General features: G+C 58.6%; 15 protein-coding genes. 13 read left to right on the top strand and 2 right to left on the bottom strand.

Translation table 11 applies throughout. The features are described from left to right. The first annotated feature begins 158 nt into the window (after nucleotides 1–158). Nucleotides 159–527 (top strand): hypothetical protein, encoded by a 369-nt coding sequence (locus tag OC445_RS17410; protein ID WP_014717724.1) that lies wholly within the window; start codon nucleotides 159–161, stop codon nucleotides 525–527. 106 nt (nucleotides 528–633) lie between these two features. On the opposite strand, the gene OC445_RS17405 is transcribed toward OC445_RS17410, so the two are convergent. Continuing rightward, on the bottom strand, nucleotides 634–2,187 hold the full coding sequence (locus OC445_RS17405; protein WP_262020234.1) for a glycosyl hydrolase family 17 protein: 1,554 nt from the start codon (nucleotides 2,185–2,187) through the stop codon (nucleotides 634–636). A 332-nt stretch (nucleotides 2,188–2,519) separates the two neighbouring features. Here OC445_RS17405 and OC445_RS17400 point away from each other — a divergent pair, with 332 nt between their 5' ends. From OC445_RS17400 to OC445_RS17390, 3 genes are all read left to right on the top strand, one after another. After that, entirely contained in the window at nucleotides 2,520–3,371 is an 852-nt protein-coding gene (locus OC445_RS17400; RefSeq protein WP_262020233.1) for a glycine betaine ABC transporter substrate-binding protein, read from the top strand. A gap of 232 nt (nucleotides 3,372–3,603) precedes the next feature. Beyond that, nucleotides 3,604–3,915 (top strand): DUF485 domain-containing protein, encoded by a 312-nt coding sequence (locus tag OC445_RS17395; RefSeq protein ID WP_003190001.1) that lies wholly within the window; start codon nucleotides 3,604–3,606, stop codon nucleotides 3,913–3,915. Continuing rightward, nucleotides 3,912–5,570 (top strand): cation acetate symporter, encoded by a 1,659-nt coding sequence (locus OC445_RS17390; RefSeq protein WP_032892639.1) that lies wholly within the window; start codon nucleotides 3,912–3,914, stop codon nucleotides 5,568–5,570. Before OC445_RS17395 ends, OC445_RS17390 begins: the two co-directional genes overlap by 4 nt. A gap of 246 nt (nucleotides 5,571–5,816) precedes the next feature. Here OC445_RS17390 and gltA read toward each other — a convergent pair whose 3' ends face one another. Then, the gene (gene gltA / locus OC445_RS17385) at nucleotides 5,817–7,106 is read right to left on the bottom strand and encodes a citrate synthase (RefSeq protein WP_014717728.1); all 1,290 of its coding nucleotides are present in this window, start codon (nucleotides 7,104–7,106) and stop codon (nucleotides 5,817–5,819) included. A 365-nt stretch (nucleotides 7,107–7,471) separates the two neighbouring features. Between gltA and sdhC the strand changes: the two genes are divergently transcribed. The 9 genes from sdhC (at nucleotide 7,472) to sucD (ending at nucleotide 18,850) form a co-directional block, all read left to right on the top strand. Then, nucleotides 7,472–7,846, top strand: coding sequence for a succinate dehydrogenase, cytochrome b556 subunit (gene sdhC / locus OC445_RS17380; RefSeq protein ID WP_262020232.1), 375 nt, complete (start codon nucleotides 7,472–7,474; stop codon nucleotides 7,844–7,846). Then, complete coding sequence (sdhD, locus tag OC445_RS17375) at nucleotides 7,840–8,208, top strand: succinate dehydrogenase, hydrophobic membrane anchor protein (RefSeq protein WP_003172805.1); 369 nt, start codon at nucleotides 7,840–7,842, stop codon at nucleotides 8,206–8,208. Before sdhC ends, sdhD begins: the two co-directional genes overlap by 7 nt. Before the next feature lie 3 nt (nucleotides 8,209–8,211). After that, nucleotides 8,212–9,984: a succinate dehydrogenase flavoprotein subunit gene (gene sdhA, locus OC445_RS17370; protein ID WP_054920095.1), complete on the top strand. Its 1,773-nt coding sequence runs from the start codon at nucleotides 8,212–8,214 to the stop codon at nucleotides 9,982–9,984. 11 nt (nucleotides 9,985–9,995) lie between these two features. After that, nucleotides 9,996–10,700: a succinate dehydrogenase iron-sulfur subunit gene (locus OC445_RS17365; RefSeq protein ID WP_003172807.1), complete on the top strand. Its 705-nt coding sequence runs from the start codon at nucleotides 9,996–9,998 to the stop codon at nucleotides 10,698–10,700. A gap of 262 nt (nucleotides 10,701–10,962) precedes the next feature. Next, nucleotides 10,963–13,794, top strand: coding sequence for a 2-oxoglutarate dehydrogenase E1 component (locus OC445_RS17360; RefSeq protein WP_034127191.1), 2,832 nt, complete (start codon nucleotides 10,963–10,965; stop codon nucleotides 13,792–13,794). 44 nt (nucleotides 13,795–13,838) lie between these two features. Then, on the top strand, nucleotides 13,839–15,062 hold the full coding sequence (odhB, locus tag OC445_RS17355; RefSeq protein WP_262020231.1) for a 2-oxoglutarate dehydrogenase complex dihydrolipoyllysine-residue succinyltransferase: 1,224 nt from the start codon (nucleotides 13,839–13,841) through the stop codon (nucleotides 15,060–15,062). 99 nt (nucleotides 15,063–15,161) lie between these two features. Next, nucleotides 15,162–16,598, top strand: coding sequence for a dihydrolipoyl dehydrogenase (gene lpdA / locus OC445_RS17350; RefSeq protein WP_003190010.1), 1,437 nt, complete (start codon nucleotides 15,162–15,164; stop codon nucleotides 16,596–16,598). A gap of 204 nt (nucleotides 16,599–16,802) precedes the next feature. After that, nucleotides 16,803–17,969, top strand: coding sequence for an ADP-forming succinate--CoA ligase subunit beta (sucC, locus tag OC445_RS17345; protein WP_003190011.1), 1,167 nt, complete (start codon nucleotides 16,803–16,805; stop codon nucleotides 17,967–17,969). Continuing rightward, entirely contained in the window at nucleotides 17,969–18,850 is an 882-nt protein-coding gene (gene sucD, locus OC445_RS17340) for a succinate--CoA ligase subunit alpha (RefSeq protein ID WP_003190013.1), read from the top strand. The genes sucC and sucD overlap by 1 nt, the downstream gene beginning before the upstream one ends. Nucleotides 18,851–18,892 lie beyond the last annotated feature (42 nt).

The raw sequence follows: 18,892 nt of genomic DNA, 5'->3' as shown, positions 1-18,892 counted from the left end.
ACTCGGCACGAAAAGTCGGAAAAAACGTCGGAATCGGGGTAATAGTAGCGAGACGATACACTTTGCCATGCTTTGTTGAACAGATATCTGTGCGAACACCTTGCTAACGGCCGCCGTGGGATTAAGCTGGGCGCCGTTTTTGCCTATCGGAGTGCCCCATGTCCCGTCGTTTGCCGTTGATCCTGCTGCTTATTGCCCTGCCGTTATGGCTGGCCGCCAGTTATGCCGCACGCTATGGCTTCATGGAGGATGGGCAATGGGTTGGCATCTGCGCTGATGAGGCCAGCCGCTGGGAATGCCAGGTGCGTTCGAACCTGGGTTTGATGATTCATTTCAAGCTGCTGGGGTGGGCGGCGTTGATCACTTCGGTGCTGGGCTTTTTTGTACCGGGGCGTGCAGGGTGGGCGTTGGCGGTGGTGGGGTTGGTGTTCGGGTTGCCGGCGCTGGCGCTGTACAACACGACGTTTGCGGTGTTTGCGGTGGTGATTGCGGGGTTGCGGTTGGTCAGGAAACCTCGCGGCGCCTGATGTGGCCTCATCGCAGGCAAGCCAGCTCCCACAGTTGATTGTGTTCACACATTTCTATCTGTGAGCACGGGCAACTGTGGGAGCTGGCTTGCCTGCGATAGCGGTGTTACGCCTTGCGCACTCGCAAGCAACGCCACAAAGCCGCAACCATCAGCACGCTGACCACTGCCCAACCCCAGGCCTGCTGATTCAACAGCCCTTCACGGTACAACTGCGGCGCAACGCCGGCACCGATGATAAAGGCCAGCAACGCAATCTCCCGACGTGGCCCGGTCACCGGGCGTATCAGGTACACCAGGGCCGGCAACACCAGCGCTGCGCTTGGAAAGCTGCGATAGCGCGGGTCAAACACCAGCGCCAGCATCATCACCGCACCGGCAAACCCGGCGATTGCCATCAACCAGCCGGCGCGCTGCTCCAGCCAGTTGAACCCGCGCTCACGCCAGCCTTGCCGGGCGCTGAGGGCCAGGGCGGCATGAGCCAGCACCAGCAGGTTCAAGACCACCAGCAAGCCTGCCCATAGCCATTCATCGTTGAAACGCGCGGTAACGCGGGTCAGTTCGGCCCAACTGCCGATGGAGCACGCTGCGACGGCCCCTAGCAACGGCAGTATTAACGCAGAGCGAGTGCTGCGAACGCGGCCGCCGAGCACCAGGGTGCCCAGCAGGATGAGCCCGCCGACGCCCAGCCACAGCCGCCAGTACGGCACATTGGTCACCGGGCCGGCGAGGACACCTTTGTCCTGACGGTCTGCATCGAACAGCCCCCAGTAACCACCCACAGCCCCTTCACTTGCACGTTTCCATGGCTGGTCAAAGGCTTCGATCAGGTTGTAGCGCCAGCCATTGGCTTCGGCCATGGCCACGAAGCCGCGCATGAACCTGGCCTCATTGACCCGGCTGGGCACGGCGGTTTCGCGCTGCCGGCCTTCGCTGGGCCAGCCGGTTTCGCCGATCACGATGTCCTTGGGCGCGAATTTATGGCCGAAGGTCTGGCGCACATCGCCCACGTGCTTGAGCGCCTGGTCGATGCCGGACGGCTCATCTTCCCAATACGGCAACAGGTGAATGGTCAGGAAGTCCACCGCAGGCTCGATTTCCGGGTGTTGCAACCAGAACTCCCAGACATCGGCATAGGTGACGGGCTGCTTGATCTGGCTTTTAACCTGATGGATCAGCGCCACCAGTTGCTTGGCGGTGACTTCCTTGCGCAGCAGGGCTTCGTTGCCGACGATCACCGAGGTCACCACGTCCGGGCTGGCGTTGGCCGCCGCGATCAACTCGTTGATCTCTTTTTCGGTCGCCACGGGGTCGCTGCTGACCCAGGCCCCGGCCATGACTTTCAACCCATGCTTGCGCGCCATGTCCGGCAGGGCCTCCAGGCCGGTCATGGAGTAGGTGCGAATGCATTCAAAGCGCGTAGCCAGTAGCGCCAGGTCGGCGTCCATGCGCTCGGGGCGCAGCGCGAACGGTTGATCGAATGGGGATTGGTCTTTGTCGAACGGTGTGTAGGACGCACATTGCAGCTTATGGCTGGCGCTGGCGACGTCTGGCAACACCACCGGCCGGCCGAGGCCGTACCAGTAGCCGACAAGGGCAAGCACGCCGAGGATCAAGGCGAAGAAATAGGGCAGGGCAGGGAAGCGGGCAGTCGCAGGCATGGTCGGCTTATCTGGGGGAGCAAAGGCGCGCATCTTACCCGGATTTGCCGCAGCCCTGTGGGGCTGCATAATTTTGACATGCAAACTTCGGGCGGGATTCTGGCGATAACGCCTACAAAGCATCCTGCTGGCGATGTGATGTCGTTTCCTGCTCAACCAAGGTCGCTGACAGAGCAGGGCAAATGCCTACGCAGGTTGAAGATAAAACTGTCAGTACTCCACTGATGCCTCAGCAACCGGATCGATGCGCGTGAAGGGGGCGCGGTGCACCCTATAACAACAGTTTGACGTCGCTCGGCATCCGTCGGGCGCAGCACTTTCGGGGAAGTACTATGAAGATGCGACGACTCTTGGGCGCAGCTGCCACTCTGGTAGTTGCGATGGGCTCCACACTGGCCAGTGCCGACAGCAAGACCCTGAGCATCGGCTACGTGGACGGCTGGTCCGACAGCGTGGCCACTACGCATGTGGCGGCAGAGGTGATCAAGCAAAAGCTCGGCTATGACGTAAAACTGCAAGCGGTTGCCACCGGGATCATGTGGCAGGGCGTCGCCACCGGCAAACTCGATGCCATGCTTTCCGCCTGGCTACCTGTAACCCACGGTGAATACTGGACCAAGAACAAGGACAAGGTGGTCGACTACGGCCCCAACTTCAAAGACGCCAAGATCGGCCTGATCGTGCCTGAATACGTCAAGGCCAAGTCCATTGAAGAACTCAAGACCGATACCACCTTCAAAAACAAGATCGTCGGCATCGACGCCGGTTCGGGCGTAATGCTCAAGACCGACGAAGCCATCAAGCAATATGGCCTGGACTACAAACTGCAAGCCAGCTCGGGTGCGGCGATGATTGCCGAACTGACCCGCGCCGAAGACAAGCAGGAGTCGATTGCGGTCACCGGTTGGGTGCCGCACTGGATGTTCGCCAAGTGGAAACTGCGTTTCCTGGACGACCCAAAAGGGATTTATGGTGCTGCTGAAACCGTCAACAGCATCGGCAGCAAGGGCCTGGAGAAGAAAGCGCCGGAAGTCGCAGCCTTCCTGAAGAAATTCCAGTGGGCCTCCAAGGATGAAATCGGTGAAGTCATGCTGGCGATTCAAGAAGGCGCCAAGCCGGACGCCGCGGCCAAGGACTGGGTAGCCAAGCACCCCGAGCGCGTCGCCGAATGGACTGCTAAATAACCCCGCCCCAATTGTAGGAGCGAGCTTGCTCGCGAAGAACGCACAGGCACCGCGATCATCCAGAATGAACGCGTTATCGTTGACGTTTTTCGCGAGCAAGCTCGCTCCTACACTTTTTACAAATCCTCGCTAAGCTCGATCTACTACTAAGGTCGTCTGGAACCCATTGCGCAGCCGCATACAGTGGATACGTTCCAAAATAATAAAAAGCTGTGCTGCGAGGATAAAAACAATGAACGACAGCATTTACCTCTCGATTCAAAACAGCCCGCGTTTCAAGGAGCTGGTCAGGAAAAGGGAAAGGTTCGCCTGGATTCTCTCGGCGATCATGCTAGGGCTTTACTCCGCTTTCATCCTGTTGATTGCCTACGGGCCACAAGTGCTGGGGGCCAAGATCAGCCCTGGTTCCTCGATTACCTGGGGCATTCCCCTGGGCGTCGGGCTGATTGTGTCGGCCTTCATTCTCACAGGCATCTACGTGCGTCGGGCCAACGGCGAATTTGACGACCTGAACAATGCGATTCTCAAGGAGGCTGCGCAATGATCCGGCGTCTATTGGCTCTATTCGGTGCTTCGCTGTTGGCTCCGGCCGTTTGGGCGGCGGACGCATTGACCGGTGAAGTGCACAAGCAACCGCTGAACGTCTCGGCCATTGTGATGTTCGTCGCGTTTGTCGGCGCCACCCTGTGCATCACTTATTGGGCGTCCAAGCGCAACAAGTCGGCGGCGGACTACTATGCGGCGGGCGGCAAGATCACCGGTTTCCAGAACGGTCTGGCGATTGCCGGTGACTACATGTCGGCGGCGTCCTTCCTGGGGATTTCCGCGTTGGTGTTCACCTCCGGTTACGACGGCTTGATCTACTCGATCGGCTTCCTTGTGGGCTGGCCGATCATTCTGTTCCTGATCGCCGAGCGCTTGCGTAACCTGGGCAAATACACCTTTGCCGACGTGGCGTCCTATCGCCTGGGGCAAACCCAGATCCGCAGCCTGTCGGCGTGTGGCTCGCTGGTGGTGGTGGCGTTCTACCTGATCGCGCAGATGGTTGGCGCGGGCAAGCTGATCCAGCTGCTGTTTGGCCTTGATTACCATGTGGCGGTGATCCTCGTGGGGATCCTGATGTGCCTGTACGTGCTGTTCGGCGGCATGTTGGCGACCACCTGGGTGCAGATCATCAAGGCGGTACTGTTGCTGTCCGGTGCCTCGTTCATGGCGCTGATGGTGATGAAGCACGTCAACTTCGACTTCAACATGCTGTTCTCCGAGGCGATCAAGGTTCACCCCAAAGGTGAAGCGATCATGAGCCCCGGCGGCCTGGTGAAAGACCCGATTTCGGCGTTCTCCCTGGGCCTGGCACTGATGTTCGGTACCGCTGGCCTGCCGCACATCCTGATGCGCTTCTTCACGGTGAGCGACGCCAAGGAAGCGCGTAAGAGCGTACTGTACGCAACCGGCTTCATCGGCTACTTCTATATCCTGACCTTCATCATCGGTTTCGGTGCGATCCTGCTGGTCAGCACCAACCCGGCGTTCAAGGATGCAGCGGGCGCCTTGCTTGGTGGTAACAACATGGCGGCGGTGCATCTGGCCAACGCGGTGGGTGGCAGTATCTTCCTGGGCTTCATCTCGGCCGTGGCGTTTGCCACCATCCTGGCGGTGGTTGCCGGCTTGACCCTGGCGGGTGCTTCGGCGGTGTCCCATGACCTGTATGCCAGCGTGATCAAGAAAGGCAAAGCCAACGAGAAAGATGAGATTCGCGTGTCGAAGATCACCACCGTAGCCTTGGGTGTATTGGCCATCGGCCTGGGTATCCTGTTCGAAAGCCAGAACATTGCGTTCATGGTCGGCCTGGCGTTCTCCATCGCTGCCAGCTGTAACTTCCCGGTGCTGCTGCTTTCCATGTACTGGAAAAACCTCACCACCCGCGGCGCCATGATTGGCGGCTGGCTGGGCTTGATCAGCGCCGTGGGCTTGATGATCCTCGGCCCGACCATCTGGGTGTCGATCCTGCACCATGAAAAGGCGATCTTCCCGTACGAGTACCCGGCGCTGTTCTCGATGATCATTGCGTTCGTCGGCATCTGGTTCTTCTCCATCACCGACAAGTCGGCGGCGGCAGAGAAAGAGCGTGCGCTGTACTTCCCACAGTTCGTGCGTTCGCAGACTGGCCTGGGGGCGAGTGGGGCGGTTAATCACTAAGTCGTCAGTTGCATAAGAGATACCCCGGTCGCAAGGCCGGGGTATTTTTTTGCCTGGGTGTTTTGTGTTGCCTGGGCTGGCCTTATCGCGGGCGAGCCCGGCTCCCACACTGGGCCGTGTCCTTTTGTTGGAATGCGGTCCAATGTGGGAGCTGGCTTGCCTGCGATGACGGTAGATCAGGCCACACCAACAAAAACGGCCTCCACTAAGGGAGGCCGTTCTCAATGCAGCTAAGCAGTTGAATGTTTACTTGCGATCTTCCAGCTTGGTGATGTCACGCGACTCGTAGCCGGTGTACAGCTGGCGCGGGCGGCCAATCTTGTACGGGCTGGAGAGCATTTCTTTCCAGTGGGAGATCCAGCCCACGGTCCGCGCCAGGGCGAAGATCACGGTGAACATGCTGGTTGGAATGCCGATTGCCTTGAGGATGATCCCCGAGTAGAAGTCGACGTTCGGGTACAGCGAGCGTTCGATGAAGTACGGGTCGGTCAGGGCGATCTCTTCCAGGCGCATGGCCAGTTCGAGTTGCGGATCGTTCTTGATGCCCAGTTCCTTCAACACTTCGTCGCAGGTCTGCTTCATGACAGTAGCGCGCGGGTCGCGGTTCTTGTAGACCCGGTGACCGAAGCCCATCAACTTGAACGGATCGTTCTTGTCCTTGGCCTTGGCGATGAAGGTGTCGATGTTGGACACATCGCCGATTTCATCGAGCATGGTCAATACGGCTTCGTTCGCACCGCCGTGGGCAGGGCCCCACAGTGCGGCGATACCGGCGGCAATACAGGCGAACGGGTTGGCACCCGAAGAGCCCGCCAGGCGCACGGTAGAGGTGGAAGCGTTCTGCTCGTGGTCGGCGTGGAGGATGAAGATCCGGTCCATGGCCTTGGCGAGCACCGGGCTGATCGGTTTGATCTCGCACGGGGTGTTGAACATCATGTGCAGGAAGTTTTCCGCGTACGTCAGGTCGTTGCGCGGGTACATCATGGGTTGGCCCATGGAGTACTTGTAAACCATTGCGGCCAGGGTAGGCATCTTGGCAACCAGGCGGATCGCGGAAATTTCGCGATGCTGCGGGTTATTGATGTCCAGGGAGTCGTGATAGAAGGCCGACAGGGCGCCTACTACACCGCACATGACGGCCATCGGGTGGGCGTCGCGACGGAAGCCGTTGAAGAAGGTCTTCAACTGCTCGTGAACCATGGTGTGGTTCTTCACGGTGCTGACGAACTGGGCTTTCTGCTCGGCTGTTGGCAATTCGCCATTTAGCAGCAGGTAGCAGGTTTCCAGGTAGTCCGACTTTTCAGCCAGTTGCTCGATCGGGTAGCCGCGATGAAGCAGAATGCCATTGTCACCATCGATATAGGTGATCTTCGACTCGCAGGAAGCGGTCGACATGAAGCCTGGGTCGAAAGTAAAACGGCCCGTGGCCGTCAGGCCCCGTACGTCGATAACATCGGGACCAACGGTGCCGGTTAAAATGGGCAGCTCGACGGGGGCTGCGCCCTCGATGATCAACTGCGCTTTTTTGTCAGCCATGTGGCCTCCTATTTATGCTTCAAATCATCAGACAGACCCCCCACGCAGGGCCCGCACCACTATATTGATATAAATCCAGATGTCAATTTGCCTAAAGTCTTGCGCCAGAAGGCTTTAACCGTACTTTTTCGTCGAAATTGACTGCCATTTACGCCTTTTATCCCGCCAGCGCAATCAGCTATTAGGGTGAGGTGTGCGCGTTGTCATTAGTAACCTAACTGTCTATACTCGGCCACCGACCGCCAAGGGCTTTTGGGCTTGCTTTCATTGGGGGTCGCACTCCCTGGGTGGTGCTTACCTGACCAGTCGCACTCCCCAACAACTTTGCCCTGATTGTTAGGGGCTCTTCAGTGTGAAAAAAAGCCGTGAATAGCCAACGACCTGTAAACCTAGACCTAAGGACCATCAAACTCCCCATCACCGGCGTTACGTCGTTCCTGCACCGTGTTTCCGGCATCATCCTGTTCCTGGCCTTGGGCATCATGCTTTATGCATTGAGCAAATCCCTGGGTTCCGAGGAAGGATACGCCGAGGTGAAGGCATGCTTGACCAGCCCGCTGGCCAAGTTCGTAGCATGGGGCCTCCTGTCCTCTCTTCTGTATCACCTGGTAGCCGGTGTGCGCCACTTGATCATGGACATGGGCATCGGTGAGACGCTGGAAGGCGGCCGCCTGGGCTCGAAAATCATCGTCGCCATTTCCGTGGTGCTGATCGTTCTGGCAGGAGTTTGGATATGGTAACCAGCGTAACGAATCTGTCGCGTTCGGGCCTCTATGACTGGATGGCACAGCGTGTGTCTGCGGTCGTTCTCGCGGCTTATTTCATTTTCCTGATCGGATACCTCGTCGCAAACCCGGGCATCGGCTATGAGCAATGGCACGGCCTGTTTTCCCACAATGCGATGCGAATCTTCAGTCTGCTGGCCCTTGTAGCCCTGGGCGCTCACGCCTGGGTTGGCATGTGGACCATCGCGACTGACTACCTGACGCCGATGGCGCTGGGCAAGTCCGCGACTGCAGTACGTTTCCTCTTCCAGGCAGTATGCGGCGTTGCGATGTTCGCTTACTTCGTCTGGGGTGTGCAGATTCTTTGGGGTATCTGATTCATGGCTAACATTCCAACTATTTCATTCGACGCCATCATTATTGGTGGCGGCGGTGCGGGCATGCGCGCTGCGCTGCAGCTGGCTCAGGGCGGTCATAAGACTGCCGTGATCACCAAGGTGTTCCCGACGCGCTCGCACACCGTATCGGCCCAGGGTGGCATCACATGCGCCATCGCCTCCGCCGACCCGAACGATGACTGGCGCTGGCACATGTACGATACCGTCAAGGGTTCCGACTACATCGGTGACCAGGACGCTATCGAATACATGTGTCAGGAAGGCCCGGCCGCGGTGTTCGAGCTGGACCACATGGGTCTGCCGTTCTCCCGTACCGAGCAAGGCCGTATCTACCAGCGTCCATTCGGCGGCCAGTCGAAGGACTACGGTAAAGGCGGGCAGGCTGCCCGTACCTGCGCTGCGTCCGACCGTACCGGTCACGCGCTGCTGCACACCCTTTATCAGGGCAACCTGAAAGCCGGTACCACGTTCCTGAACGAGTACTACGCGGTAGACCTGGTCAAGAACGCACAAGGCGAGTTCGTCGGTGTGATCGCCATCTGCATCGAAACCGGTGAAACCACCTACATCCGCGCCAAGGCTACTGTGCTGGCGACCGGTGGTGCAGGTCGTATCTACGCGTCGACCACCAATGCCCTGATCAACACCGGTGACGGCGTCGGCATGGCTCTGCGTGCTGGCGTACCGGTACAAGACATCGAAATGTGGCAGTTCCACCCGACCGGCATCGCCGGCGCCGGTGTACTGGTGACCGAAGGTTGCCGTGGTGAAGGTGGTTACCTGATCAACAAGCACGGCGAGCGTTTCATGGAGCGTTATGCTCCGAACGCCAAAGACTTGGCGGGTCGTGACGTTGTGGCTCGTTCGATGGTTAAAGAGATCATCGCCGGTAACGGCTGTGGCCCGAATGGCGACCACGTACTGCTCAAGCTCGATCACCTGGGCGAAGAAGTGCTGCACAGCCGCCTGCCTGGTATCTGCGAGCTGTCCAAGACCTTTGCCCACGTTGACCCGGTAGTTGCTCCGGTTCCGGTGGTTCCAACTTGCCACTATATGATGGGCGGCGTGCCGACCAACATTCACGGCCAGGCAATCACCCAGAACGCCGAAGGCGAGGACGAGATCATCCATGGTCTGTTCGCGGTAGGCGAAGTGGCTTGCGTATCGGTTCACGGTGCCAACCGCCTGGGCGGCAACTCGCTGCTTGACCTGGTGGTATTCGGTCGCGCGGCCGGCCTGCACCTGGAAAAAGCGCTGACTGACGGCATCGAATACGATGACGCCACCGACGCCAACATCGAAGCTGCCCTGGCGCGTCTGAACGCTCTGAACGAGCGCACTGATGGCGAAGACGTAGCAACCCTGCGTCGCGAGCTGCAAAGCTGCATGCAGAACTACTTCGGTGTGTTCCGTACCGGCGAATACATGCAGAAGGGTATTGCCCAGCTGGCCGACCTGCGCACGCGCATCGCCAACGTCAAGATCAACGATAAGAGCCAGGCGTTCAACACCGCTCGTATCGAAGCCCTTGAACTGCAAAACCTGCTGGAAGTGGCTGAAGCGACGGCGATCGCCGCCGAGGTTCGTAAAGAATCCCGTGGTGCTCACGCTCGTGAAGACTTCGAAGATCGCGACGACGAAAACTGGTTGTGCCACACCCTGTACTTCCCGGGTGACAAGCGCGTAACCAAGCGTGCCGTGAACTTCTCGCCGAAGACGGTACCGACGTTTGAACCGAAGATTCGGACTTACTAAGGGTGGCTGCCATGTTGAAAGTCAGTGTTTATCGCTACAACCCTGATCAGGACGCTGCGCCGTTCATGCAGGAATTCCAGGTCGATACCGGTGGTAAAGACCTGATGGTGCTGGATGTACTGGCACTGATCAAAGAGCAGGACGAGGGTTTCTCCTATCGTCGCTCTTGCCGTGAAGGTGTGTGCGGTTCCGACGGCATGAACATCAACGGCAAAAACGGCCTGGCGTGCATCACGCCGCTGTCCGCCGTGGTCAAAGGCAACAAGCTGATCGTTCGTCCGCTGCCAGGTTTGCCGGTTATCCGTGACCTGGTCGTCGATATGAGCATCTTCTACAAGCAATACGAGAAAGTTAAGCCGTTCCTGCAGAACGACACGCCGGCTCCGGCCATCGAGCGTCTGCAGTCCCCGGAAGAACGTGAAAAGCTCGACGGCCTGTACGAGTGCATCCTGTGCGCTTGCTGCTCGACATCCTGCCCGTCCTTCTGGTGGAACCCGGACAAGTTCCTGGGTCCAGCTGCGCTGCTGCAAGCCTACCGCTTCCTGGCAGACAGCCGCGACACCAAGACGTCCGAGCGTCTGGCTTCGCTGGATGACCCGTTCAGCGTATTCCGCTGCCGCGGGATCATGAACTGCGTCAACGTATGTCCTAAAGGCCTGAACCCGACTAAGGCCATTGGTCACATCCGTAACATGCTGCTGCAGAGCGGCGTGTAACTGACGTTGTAGTAAAAGCAGGACCGTTGTGCCCGTAAATGCTACGGCGCAGGCTTCAACCGGCGCCGTAGTTTTAACTTGAGCAGCGACTTACAAAGCCGCGGCTCTTATTTTGAAGAAATGAGACAAGCAGGGGCATTCGGGTTGGTACCCGAACTATCAGCGTGATCCTAAGTGGCTTGTTTTGGTCGCTGCACTTGGCCTTTTGCAAGCAGACTCGGTGTTTTCGCCGGTGGTGTCCCCAAATCGAGGGTGACCAAGCATGCAAGAAAGCGTGATGCAGCGCATGTGGAACAGCGGCTATCTTTCAGGTGGTAACGCTGCCTATGTGGAAGAGCTTTATGAGCTCTACCTGCACGACCCTAACGCTGTGCCAGAAGAATGGCGCACCAAATTTCAGACGTTGTCTTCAGACGGCAACGCTGCCACCGATGTATCGCACGCAACAATTCGCGATCAGTTCGTGCTGCTGGCAAAGAACCAGCGCCGCGCCCAACCGGTTTCCGCCGGCAGCGTGAGCAGTGAGCACGAGAAGAAGCAAGTTGAAGTACTGCGACTGATCCAGGCCTACCGTATGCGTGGCCACCAGGCAGCCCAGCTTGACCCGCTGGGGCTGTGGCAGCGTCCTGCACCTGCAGACCTGTCGATCAATCATTACGGCTTGACCAATGCCGATCTTGATACGACCTTCCGTGCCGGCGACCTGTTCATCGGCAAAGAGGAAGCGAGCCTACGCGAAATTCACGAAGCGTTGCAGCAGACATATTGCCGCACCATCGGCGCTGAATTCACGCACATCACTGATTCCGAGCAGCGCCAGTGGTTCCAGCACCGCCTGGAAGGCGTGCGTGGCCGTCCGGTATTGTCCGCCGATGTGCGCGGCCACCTGCTGGAGCGTGTGACCGCGGCCGAAGGTCTCGAAAAATACCTGGGCACCAAATACCCAGGCACCAAGCGTTTCGGCCTGGAAGGCGGCGAAAGCCTGATTCCGATGCTCGACGAGTTGATCCAGCGTTCCGGTTCCTATGGCACCAAGGAAATCGTGATCGGCATGGCTCACCGTGGTCGCCTGAACGTGTTGGTCAACACCTTCGGCAAGAACCCGCGTGAGCTGTTCGACGAGTTCGAAGGCAAGAAGAAGGTCGAGTTGGGTTCCGGTGACGTTAAATACCACCAGGGCTTCTCGTCCAACGTGATGACCACCGGCGGTGAAGTTCACCTGGCCATGGCATTCAACCCCTCCCACCTGGAAATCGTTTCGCCAGTGGTCGAGGGTTCGGTGCGTGCTCGCCAGGATCGTCGTAACGACGCCACCGGTGAGAAGGTTCTGCCGATTTCCATCCACGGTGACGCGGCATTCGCCGGTCAAGGCGTGGTCCTGGAAACGTTCCAGATGTCGCAGACTCGCGGCTTCAAGACCGGCGGTACCGTTCACATCGTCATCAACAACCAGGTGGGCTTCACCATCAGCAACCCGTTGGATGCGCGCTCCACCGAGTACGCTACCGACGTTGCCAAGATGATTCAGGCGCCGATCCTCCATGTGAATGGCGATGATCCGGAAGCCGTGCTGTTCGTGACCCAACTGGCTGTCGACTACCGCATGCAGTTCAAGCGTGACGTGGTCATCGACCTGGTTTGCTACCGCCGTCGCGGTCACAACGAAGCGGACGAGCCAAGCGGCACCCAGCCGTTGATGTACCAGCAGATCACCAAGCAGCGCACCACCCGTGAGCTGTACGCCGAAAGCCTGACCAAGGCCGGCGTGGTTGACGATGCGCGTGTTCAGGCGAAAGTCGACGAATACCGCAACGCGCTGGACAACGGCCTGCATGTAGTGAAAAGCCTGGTCAAGGAGCCGAACAAAGAGCTGTTCGTCGACTGGCGCCCGTACCTGGGTCACACCTGGACTGCCCGTCACGATACCTCGTTCGATTTGAAGACGTTGCAGGAACTGTCCGCCAAGCTGCTGGAAATTCCCGAAGGCTTCGTCGTACAGCGCCAGGTTGCGAAGATCTACGAAGACCGTCAGAAGATGCAAGCTGGTGGCCTGCCGATCAACTGGGGTTACGCCGAAACCATGGCGTACGCGACCCTGGCGTTCGAAGGTCACCCGATCCGCATGACCGGCCAGGACATCGGCCGCGGTACGTTCTCGCACCGTCATGCTGTATTGCACAACCAGAAAGACGCGGGCACCTACATCCCGTTGCAGAACCTTTACGAAGGCCAGCCACGTTTCGACCTGTACGATTCGTTCCTGTCCGAAGAAGCCGTACTGGCGTTCGAATACGGTTACTCGACCACCACGCCGAACGCGCTGGTGATCTGGGAAGCCCAGTTCGGCGACTTCGCCAACGGTGCCCAGGTGGTTATCGACCAGTTCATCACCAGCGGCGAGCACAAGTGGGGCCGTCTGTGCGGTCTGACCATGCTGCTGCCACACGGTTATGAAGGTCAGGGCCCGGAGCACTCCTCGGCCCGTCTGGAGCGTTACCTGCAACTGTGCGCCGAGCACAACATTCAGGTGTGCGTGCCGACGACCCCGGCCCAGATCTACCACTTGCTGCGCCGCCAGGTGATCCGTCCGCTGCGCAAGCCGCTGGTGGTGCTGACGCCGAAGTCGCTGTTGCGTCACAAACTGGCCGTTTCGACCCTGGAAGATCTGGCCCAAGGTTCGTTCCAGACCGTGATTCCAGAGATCGATACGCTGGACGCCGCCAAGGTCACTCGCCTGATCCTGTGCAGCGGCAAGGTCTACTACGATCTGCTGGAAAAACGCCGTGCCGAAGGCCGCGAAGACATCGCCATCGTGCGTATCGAGCAGCTTTATCCGTTCCCGGAAGATGACCTCATGGAGATCATCGCGCCTTACACCAACCTCACGAACGTAGTGTGGTGTCAGGAAGAACCGATGAACCAGGGCGCCTGGTACAGCAGCCAGCATCATCTGCGTCGCAGCATCGGCAACCACAACAAGGCCTTGGTCCTTGAGTACGCCGGTCGTGATGCTTCTGCTGCACCTGCCTGTGGTTATGCGTCGATGCACGCCGAGCAGCAGGAAAAACTGCTGCAAGATGCTTTCACTGTTTAACGCCTTCGCGCTGACTGAAACCGAATTTTAAGGACCTACAGATAATGGCTATCGAAATCAAAGCCCCGTCATTCCCGGAATCGGTTGCCGATGGCACCGTTGCCACTTGGCACAAGAAACCAGGCGAGGCCGTCAAGCGTGACGACCTGATCGTCGACATCGAGACCGACAAAGTCGTTCTGGAAGTATTGGCCGAAGCTGACGGCGTGCTGGGCGCAATCGTTGCTGAAGAGGGCGCTACCGTTCTGTCGAATCAGGTACTGGGCTCGATCGAAGAGGGCAGCGCTGCTGCCGCTGCTCCTGCTCCTGCCGCTGCTGCACCGGCTGCTTCTGCGCCTGCCGCACCGGCTGCGGGTGGCGAAGATCCAATCGCTGCACCGGCTGCGCGTCAACTGGCTGAGGAAAACGGCATCAACCTGGCTTCCATCAAGGGCACCGGCAAAGATGGCCGTGTGACCAAGGAAGACGTGGTTGCCGCAGTTGAAGCCAAGAAGAACGCTCCGGCTGCCGCACCTGCCAAGGCTGCAGCGCCTGCTGCCGCTGCGCCTGTGTTTGCCGCTGGCGACCGCACCGAGAAGCGCGTACCGATGACTCGTGTACGTGCCACCGTGGCCAAGCGCCTGGTTGAAGCTCAGTCGAACATGGCGATGCTGACCACCTTCAACGAAGTCGACATGACCGAAGTCATGGCCCTGCGTTCGAAGTACAAGGACCTGTTCGAGAAGTCCCACAACGGCGTGCGCCTGGGCTTCATGTCGTTCTTCGTGAAAGCGGCCACCGAAGCGCTGAAGCGCTTCCCGGCAGTCAACGCTTCGATCGACGGCGGCGACATCGTTTACCACGGCTACGCAGATATCGGCGTTGCCGTCTCCAGCGACCGCGGCCTGGTGGTTCCAGTCCTGCGTAACGCCGAGCTGATGAGCCTGGCCGAAATCGAAGGCGGCATCGCTGGCTTCGGCAAGAAAGCCCGTGACGGCAAGCTGACCATCGACGAGATGACCGGCGGTACCTTCACCATCACCAACGGTGGTACCTTCGGTTCGATGATGTCGACGCCGATCGTCAACCCACCGCAAGCCGCGATCCTGGGCATGCACAACATCATCCAGCGTCCGATGGCCATCAACGGCCAGGTCGTGATCCGCCCAATGATGTACCTGGCACTGTCTTACGATCACCGCCTGATCGACGGTAAAGAAGCCGTGACGTTCCTGGTGACCATCAAGAACCTGCTGGAAGACCCGGCTCGCCTGCTCCTGGACATCTGATAGAAGCAGTTGCACGTTGCGAGCTACAAGCTGTAGGAAAAAGCAGCTTGGCTTGCAACGTGTGGCTAGAAGCTTGTCGCAAATAGAGGATCTATTTTCATGACACAGAAATTTGACGTTGTAGTGATTGGTGCAGGCCCTGGCGGCTATGTTGCCGCCATCAAGGCTGCGCAACTGGGCCTCTCCACTGCTTGCATCGAAAAATACACCGACAAGGAAGGCAAACTGGCGCTGGGCGGTACCTGCCTGAACGTGGGTTGCATTCCGTCCAAGGCGCTGCTGGACAGCTCCTGGAAATTCCACGAAGCCCAAGACGGCTTCGCGATCCACGGCATCAACCATGCTGGCGTGACCATGGACGTACCAGCAATGGTCGGCCGTAAAGCCAACATCGTCAAAGGCCTGACTTCCGGCGTTGCGACCTTGTTCAAGGCCAACGGCGTTACTTCGATTCAAGGCCACGGCAAGCTGCTGGCCGGCAAGAAAGTTGAAGTCACCAAGCCAGACGGTTCGGTTGAAGTCATCGAAGCCGAAAACGTGATCCTGGCGCCAGGTTCGCGTCCAATCGACATTCCGCCTGCTCCTGTTGATAACAACGTGATCGTTGATTCGACCGGCGCCCTGGAATTCCAGGCTGTGCCTAAGCGCCTGGGCGTGATCGGCGCTGGCGTCATCGGTCTGGAGCTGGGCTCGGTATGGTCGCGCCTTGGCGCTGAAGTCACCGTGCTGGAAGCCCTGGACACGTTCCTGCTGGCGGCTGACACTGCAGTCTCCAAGGAAGCGCTGAAAACCCTGACCAAACAAGGTCTGGACATCAAGCTTGGCGCCCGTGTTACCGGTTCCAAGGTCAACGGCGAAGAAGTCGTGGTGACCTACACCGATAAAGACGGCGAGCAGACCATCACCTTCGACAAGCTGATCGTTGCCGTTGGTCGCCGCCCAGTGACCAATGACCTGTTGGCTTCCGACAGCGGCGTGAACATCGACGAGCGTGGTTTCATCCACGTTGACGATCATTGCGCTACCACTGTGCCTGGCGTCTATGCCATTGGCGACGTGGTTCGTGGCATGATGCTGGCCCACAAGGCTTCCGAAGAGGGCATCATGGTTGTTGAGCGCATCAAGGGTCACAAGACCCAGATGAACTACGACCTGATCCCATCGGTTATCTACACCCACCCGGAAATTGCATGGGTCGGCAAGAACGAACAGCAGTTGAAAGCTGAAGGCGTTGAAGTTAACGTCGGCACCTTCCCGTTTGCCGCTTCTGGCCGTGCCATGGCAGCCAACGACACCGGTGGTTTTGTCAAAGTCATCGCTGATGCCAAGACTGACCGCGTTTTGGGCGTCCACGTGATTGGCCCAAGCGCTGCAGAACTGGTTCAGCAAGGCGCGATCGGCATGGAATTCGGCACCAGTGCCGAGGACTTGGGCATGATGGTCTTCTCCCATCCGACCCTGTCCGAAGCGTTGCACGAAGCAGCGTTGGCAGTGAATGGCGGCGCCATCCACATCGCCAACCGCAAGAAGCGCTAAGCGAGATAATAAGAAACCACGGCGGAGTTGCCCGTCGTGAGCCTTGCGCGCAAGACTCACCGCGGAATATCCGCTGGACGCAGCCTTGCGCAGCTTTACGGGCCATAAGCCCCGCAAGTTGCGCAAGCAGCAGTCACAGGTGGCGCGGCACTCATAATGAGCGCAGCGCCGAATGCGCAGTACCTAACGAAGACGGTAAAAAGCATGAATCTTCACGAGTATCAGGGTAAGCAGCTGTTCGCTGAATACGGCCTGCCAGTTTCCAAGGGCTACGCAGTAGACACCCCGGAAGCAGCAGCAGAAGCTTGCGACAAAATTGGCGGCAGCGAGTGGGTTGTCAAAGCCCAGGTCCACGCCGGTGGTCGCGGTAAAGCGGGCGGCGTCAAGCTGGTTCGCAGCAAAGAAGACGCCAAGGCCTTCGCACAGCAGTGGCTGGGCAAGCGTCTGGTGACTTACCAGACTGATGCCAATGGCCAACCAGTCACCAAGATCCTGGTTGAATCGTGCACTGATATCGCTAAAGAGCTGTACCTGGGCGCTGTCGTTGACCGTTCGAGCCGTCGCATCGTGTTCATGGCTTCCACCGAAGGTGGCGTGGACATCGAGAAAATCGCTCACGAAACCCCAGAAAAAATTCTGAAGGCCACTATCGATCCACTGGTTGGCGCTCAGCCATTCCAGGGTCGCGAGCTGGCTTTCCAGCTGGGCCTGGAAGGCAAGCAAGTTGCCCAGTTCGCCAAGATCTTCGTAGGCCTGGCCAAACTGTTCCAGGATCACGATCTGGCCCTGCTGGAAGTGAACCCGCTGGTGATCAAGGCTGACGGCGATCTGCACTGCCTCGATGCCAAGATCAACATCGACGCCAACGCCATGTACCGTCAGCCTAAGCTGAAGACTTTCCACGATCCGTCGCAAGACGATCCGCGCGAAGCGCACGCTGCCAAGTTCGAACTGAACTACGTAGCCCTGGAAGGTAACATCGGCTGCATGGTCAACGGTGCCGGCCTGGCCATGGGTACCATGGACATCGTCAACCTGCATGGCGGCAAGCCAGCCAACTTCCTCGACGTAGGTGGTGGCGCTACCAAGGAACGCGTTACCGAAGCGTTCAAGATCATCCTGTCCGACTCCAATGTCGCCGCAGTACTGGTCAACATCTTCGGCGGCATCGTTCGTTGCGACATGATTGCCGAAGGCATCATCGGTGCAGTGAAAGAAGTCGGCGTTAAAATCCCGGTTGTTGTTCGCCTTGAAGGTAACAACGCTGAACTGGGCGCTAAAGTACTGGCAGAAAGCGGTTTGAACATCATCGCGGCTACCAGCCTGACCGACGCTGCTCAACAAGTTGTCAAAGCTGCGGAGGGCAAGTAATGAGCGTCCTGATCAATAAAGACACCAAAGTTATCTGCCAGGGTATTACCGGTTCGCAAGGTAGTTTCCACACCCAGCAAGCCATCGAATACGGCACCCAGATGGTTGGCGGCGTAACACCAGGCAAAGGCGGCACCGAGCACCTGGGCCTGCCCGTGTTCAACACCGTGAAAGAAGCGGTAGAAGCCACTGGCGCCACTGCCAGCGTGATCTACGTTCCAGCTCCTTTCTGCAAGGACTCGATCCTGGAAGCGGCCTTCGGCGGCATCAAGCTGATCGTCTGCATCACCGAAGGCATTCCTACCCTGGACATGCTGGACGCTAAAGTTAAGTGCGACGAGCTGGGTGTAGTCCTGATCGGCCCTAACTGCCCAGGCGTGATCACCCCAGGCGAATGCAAGATCGGCATCATGCCAGGTCACATTCACTTGCCAGGTAAAGTCGGTATCGTTTCCCGTTCCGGCACCCTGACCTACGAAGCTGTAAAGCAGACCACTGACGCCGGTTTCGGTCAGTCGACTTGCGTCGGCATCGGCGGTGACCCGATCCCAGGCTCCAACTTCATCGACATCCTGAAGCTGTTCCAGGAAGACCCGAAGACCGAAGCGATCGTGATGATCGGTGAGATCGGCGGTTCGGCTGAAGAAGAAGCGGCTGCCTACATCAAGGCACACGTGACCAAGCCGGTTGTTTCCTACATCGCTGGTGTGACTGCCCCTGCGGGCAAGCGCATGGGCCATGCTGGCGCAATCATCTCTGGCGGCAAAGGCACTGCAGACGAGAAATTCGCTGCACTGCAAGACGCAGGCGTTAAAACCGTGCGTTCGCTGGCAGACATCGGCAAGGCCCTGGCCGAGCTGACCGGTTGGGCTGTCAAGTAAGCCTCGCGCTTAGCTGACGCTTCACCACACAAAGGCCACCTT

This window comes from Pseudomonas sp. Pse35 (genome assembly GCF_024519715.1).
GTDB lineage: Bacteria > Pseudomonadota > Gammaproteobacteria > Pseudomonadales > Pseudomonadaceae > Aquipseudomonas > Aquipseudomonas paracarnis.
The sequence above is the reverse complement of the archived record's forward strand: the minus strand, read 5'-3'. Positions and strand labels throughout refer to the sequence as shown.

Excerpts from the sequence above, each read along its gene's own strand:
- OC445_RS17365 (WP_003172807.1), top strand. The coding sequence starts at position 9,996 with ATGTTGAAAGTCAGTGTTTATCGCTACAACCCTGATCAGGACGCTGCG.
- OC445_RS17410 (WP_014717724.1), top strand. The coding sequence starts at position 159 with ATGTCCCGTCGTTTGCCGTTGATCCTGCTGCTTATTGCCCTGCCGTTA.
- sdhA (WP_054920095.1), top strand. The coding sequence starts at position 8,212 with ATGGCTAACATTCCAACTATTTCATTCGACGCCATCATTATTGGTGGC.
- OC445_RS17390 (WP_032892639.1), top strand. The coding sequence starts at position 3,912 with ATGATCCGGCGTCTATTGGCTCTATTCGGTGCTTCGCTGTTGGCTCCG.
- OC445_RS17405 (WP_262020234.1), bottom strand. The coding sequence starts at position 2,187 with ATGCCTGCGACTGCCCGCTTCCCTGCCCTGCCCTATTTCTTCGCCTTG.
- sucC (WP_003190011.1), top strand. The coding sequence starts at position 16,803 with ATGAATCTTCACGAGTATCAGGGTAAGCAGCTGTTCGCTGAATACGGC.
- lpdA (WP_003190010.1), top strand. The coding sequence starts at position 15,162 with ATGACACAGAAATTTGACGTTGTAGTGATTGGTGCAGGCCCTGGCGGC.
- sdhD (WP_003172805.1), top strand. The coding sequence starts at position 7,840 with ATGGTAACCAGCGTAACGAATCTGTCGCGTTCGGGCCTCTATGACTGG.
- gltA (WP_014717728.1), bottom strand. The coding sequence starts at position 7,106 with ATGGCTGACAAAAAAGCGCAGTTGATCATCGAGGGCGCAGCCCCCGTC.
- odhB (WP_262020231.1), top strand. The coding sequence starts at position 13,839 with ATGGCTATCGAAATCAAAGCCCCGTCATTCCCGGAATCGGTTGCCGAT.
- OC445_RS17360 (WP_034127191.1), top strand. The coding sequence starts at position 10,963 with ATGCAAGAAAGCGTGATGCAGCGCATGTGGAACAGCGGCTATCTTTCA.
- sucD (WP_003190013.1), top strand. The coding sequence starts at position 17,969 with ATGAGCGTCCTGATCAATAAAGACACCAAAGTTATCTGCCAGGGTATT.
- OC445_RS17395 (WP_003190001.1), top strand. The coding sequence starts at position 3,604 with ATGAACGACAGCATTTACCTCTCGATTCAAAACAGCCCGCGTTTCAAG.
- OC445_RS17400 (WP_262020233.1), top strand. The coding sequence starts at position 2,520 with ATGAAGATGCGACGACTCTTGGGCGCAGCTGCCACTCTGGTAGTTGCG.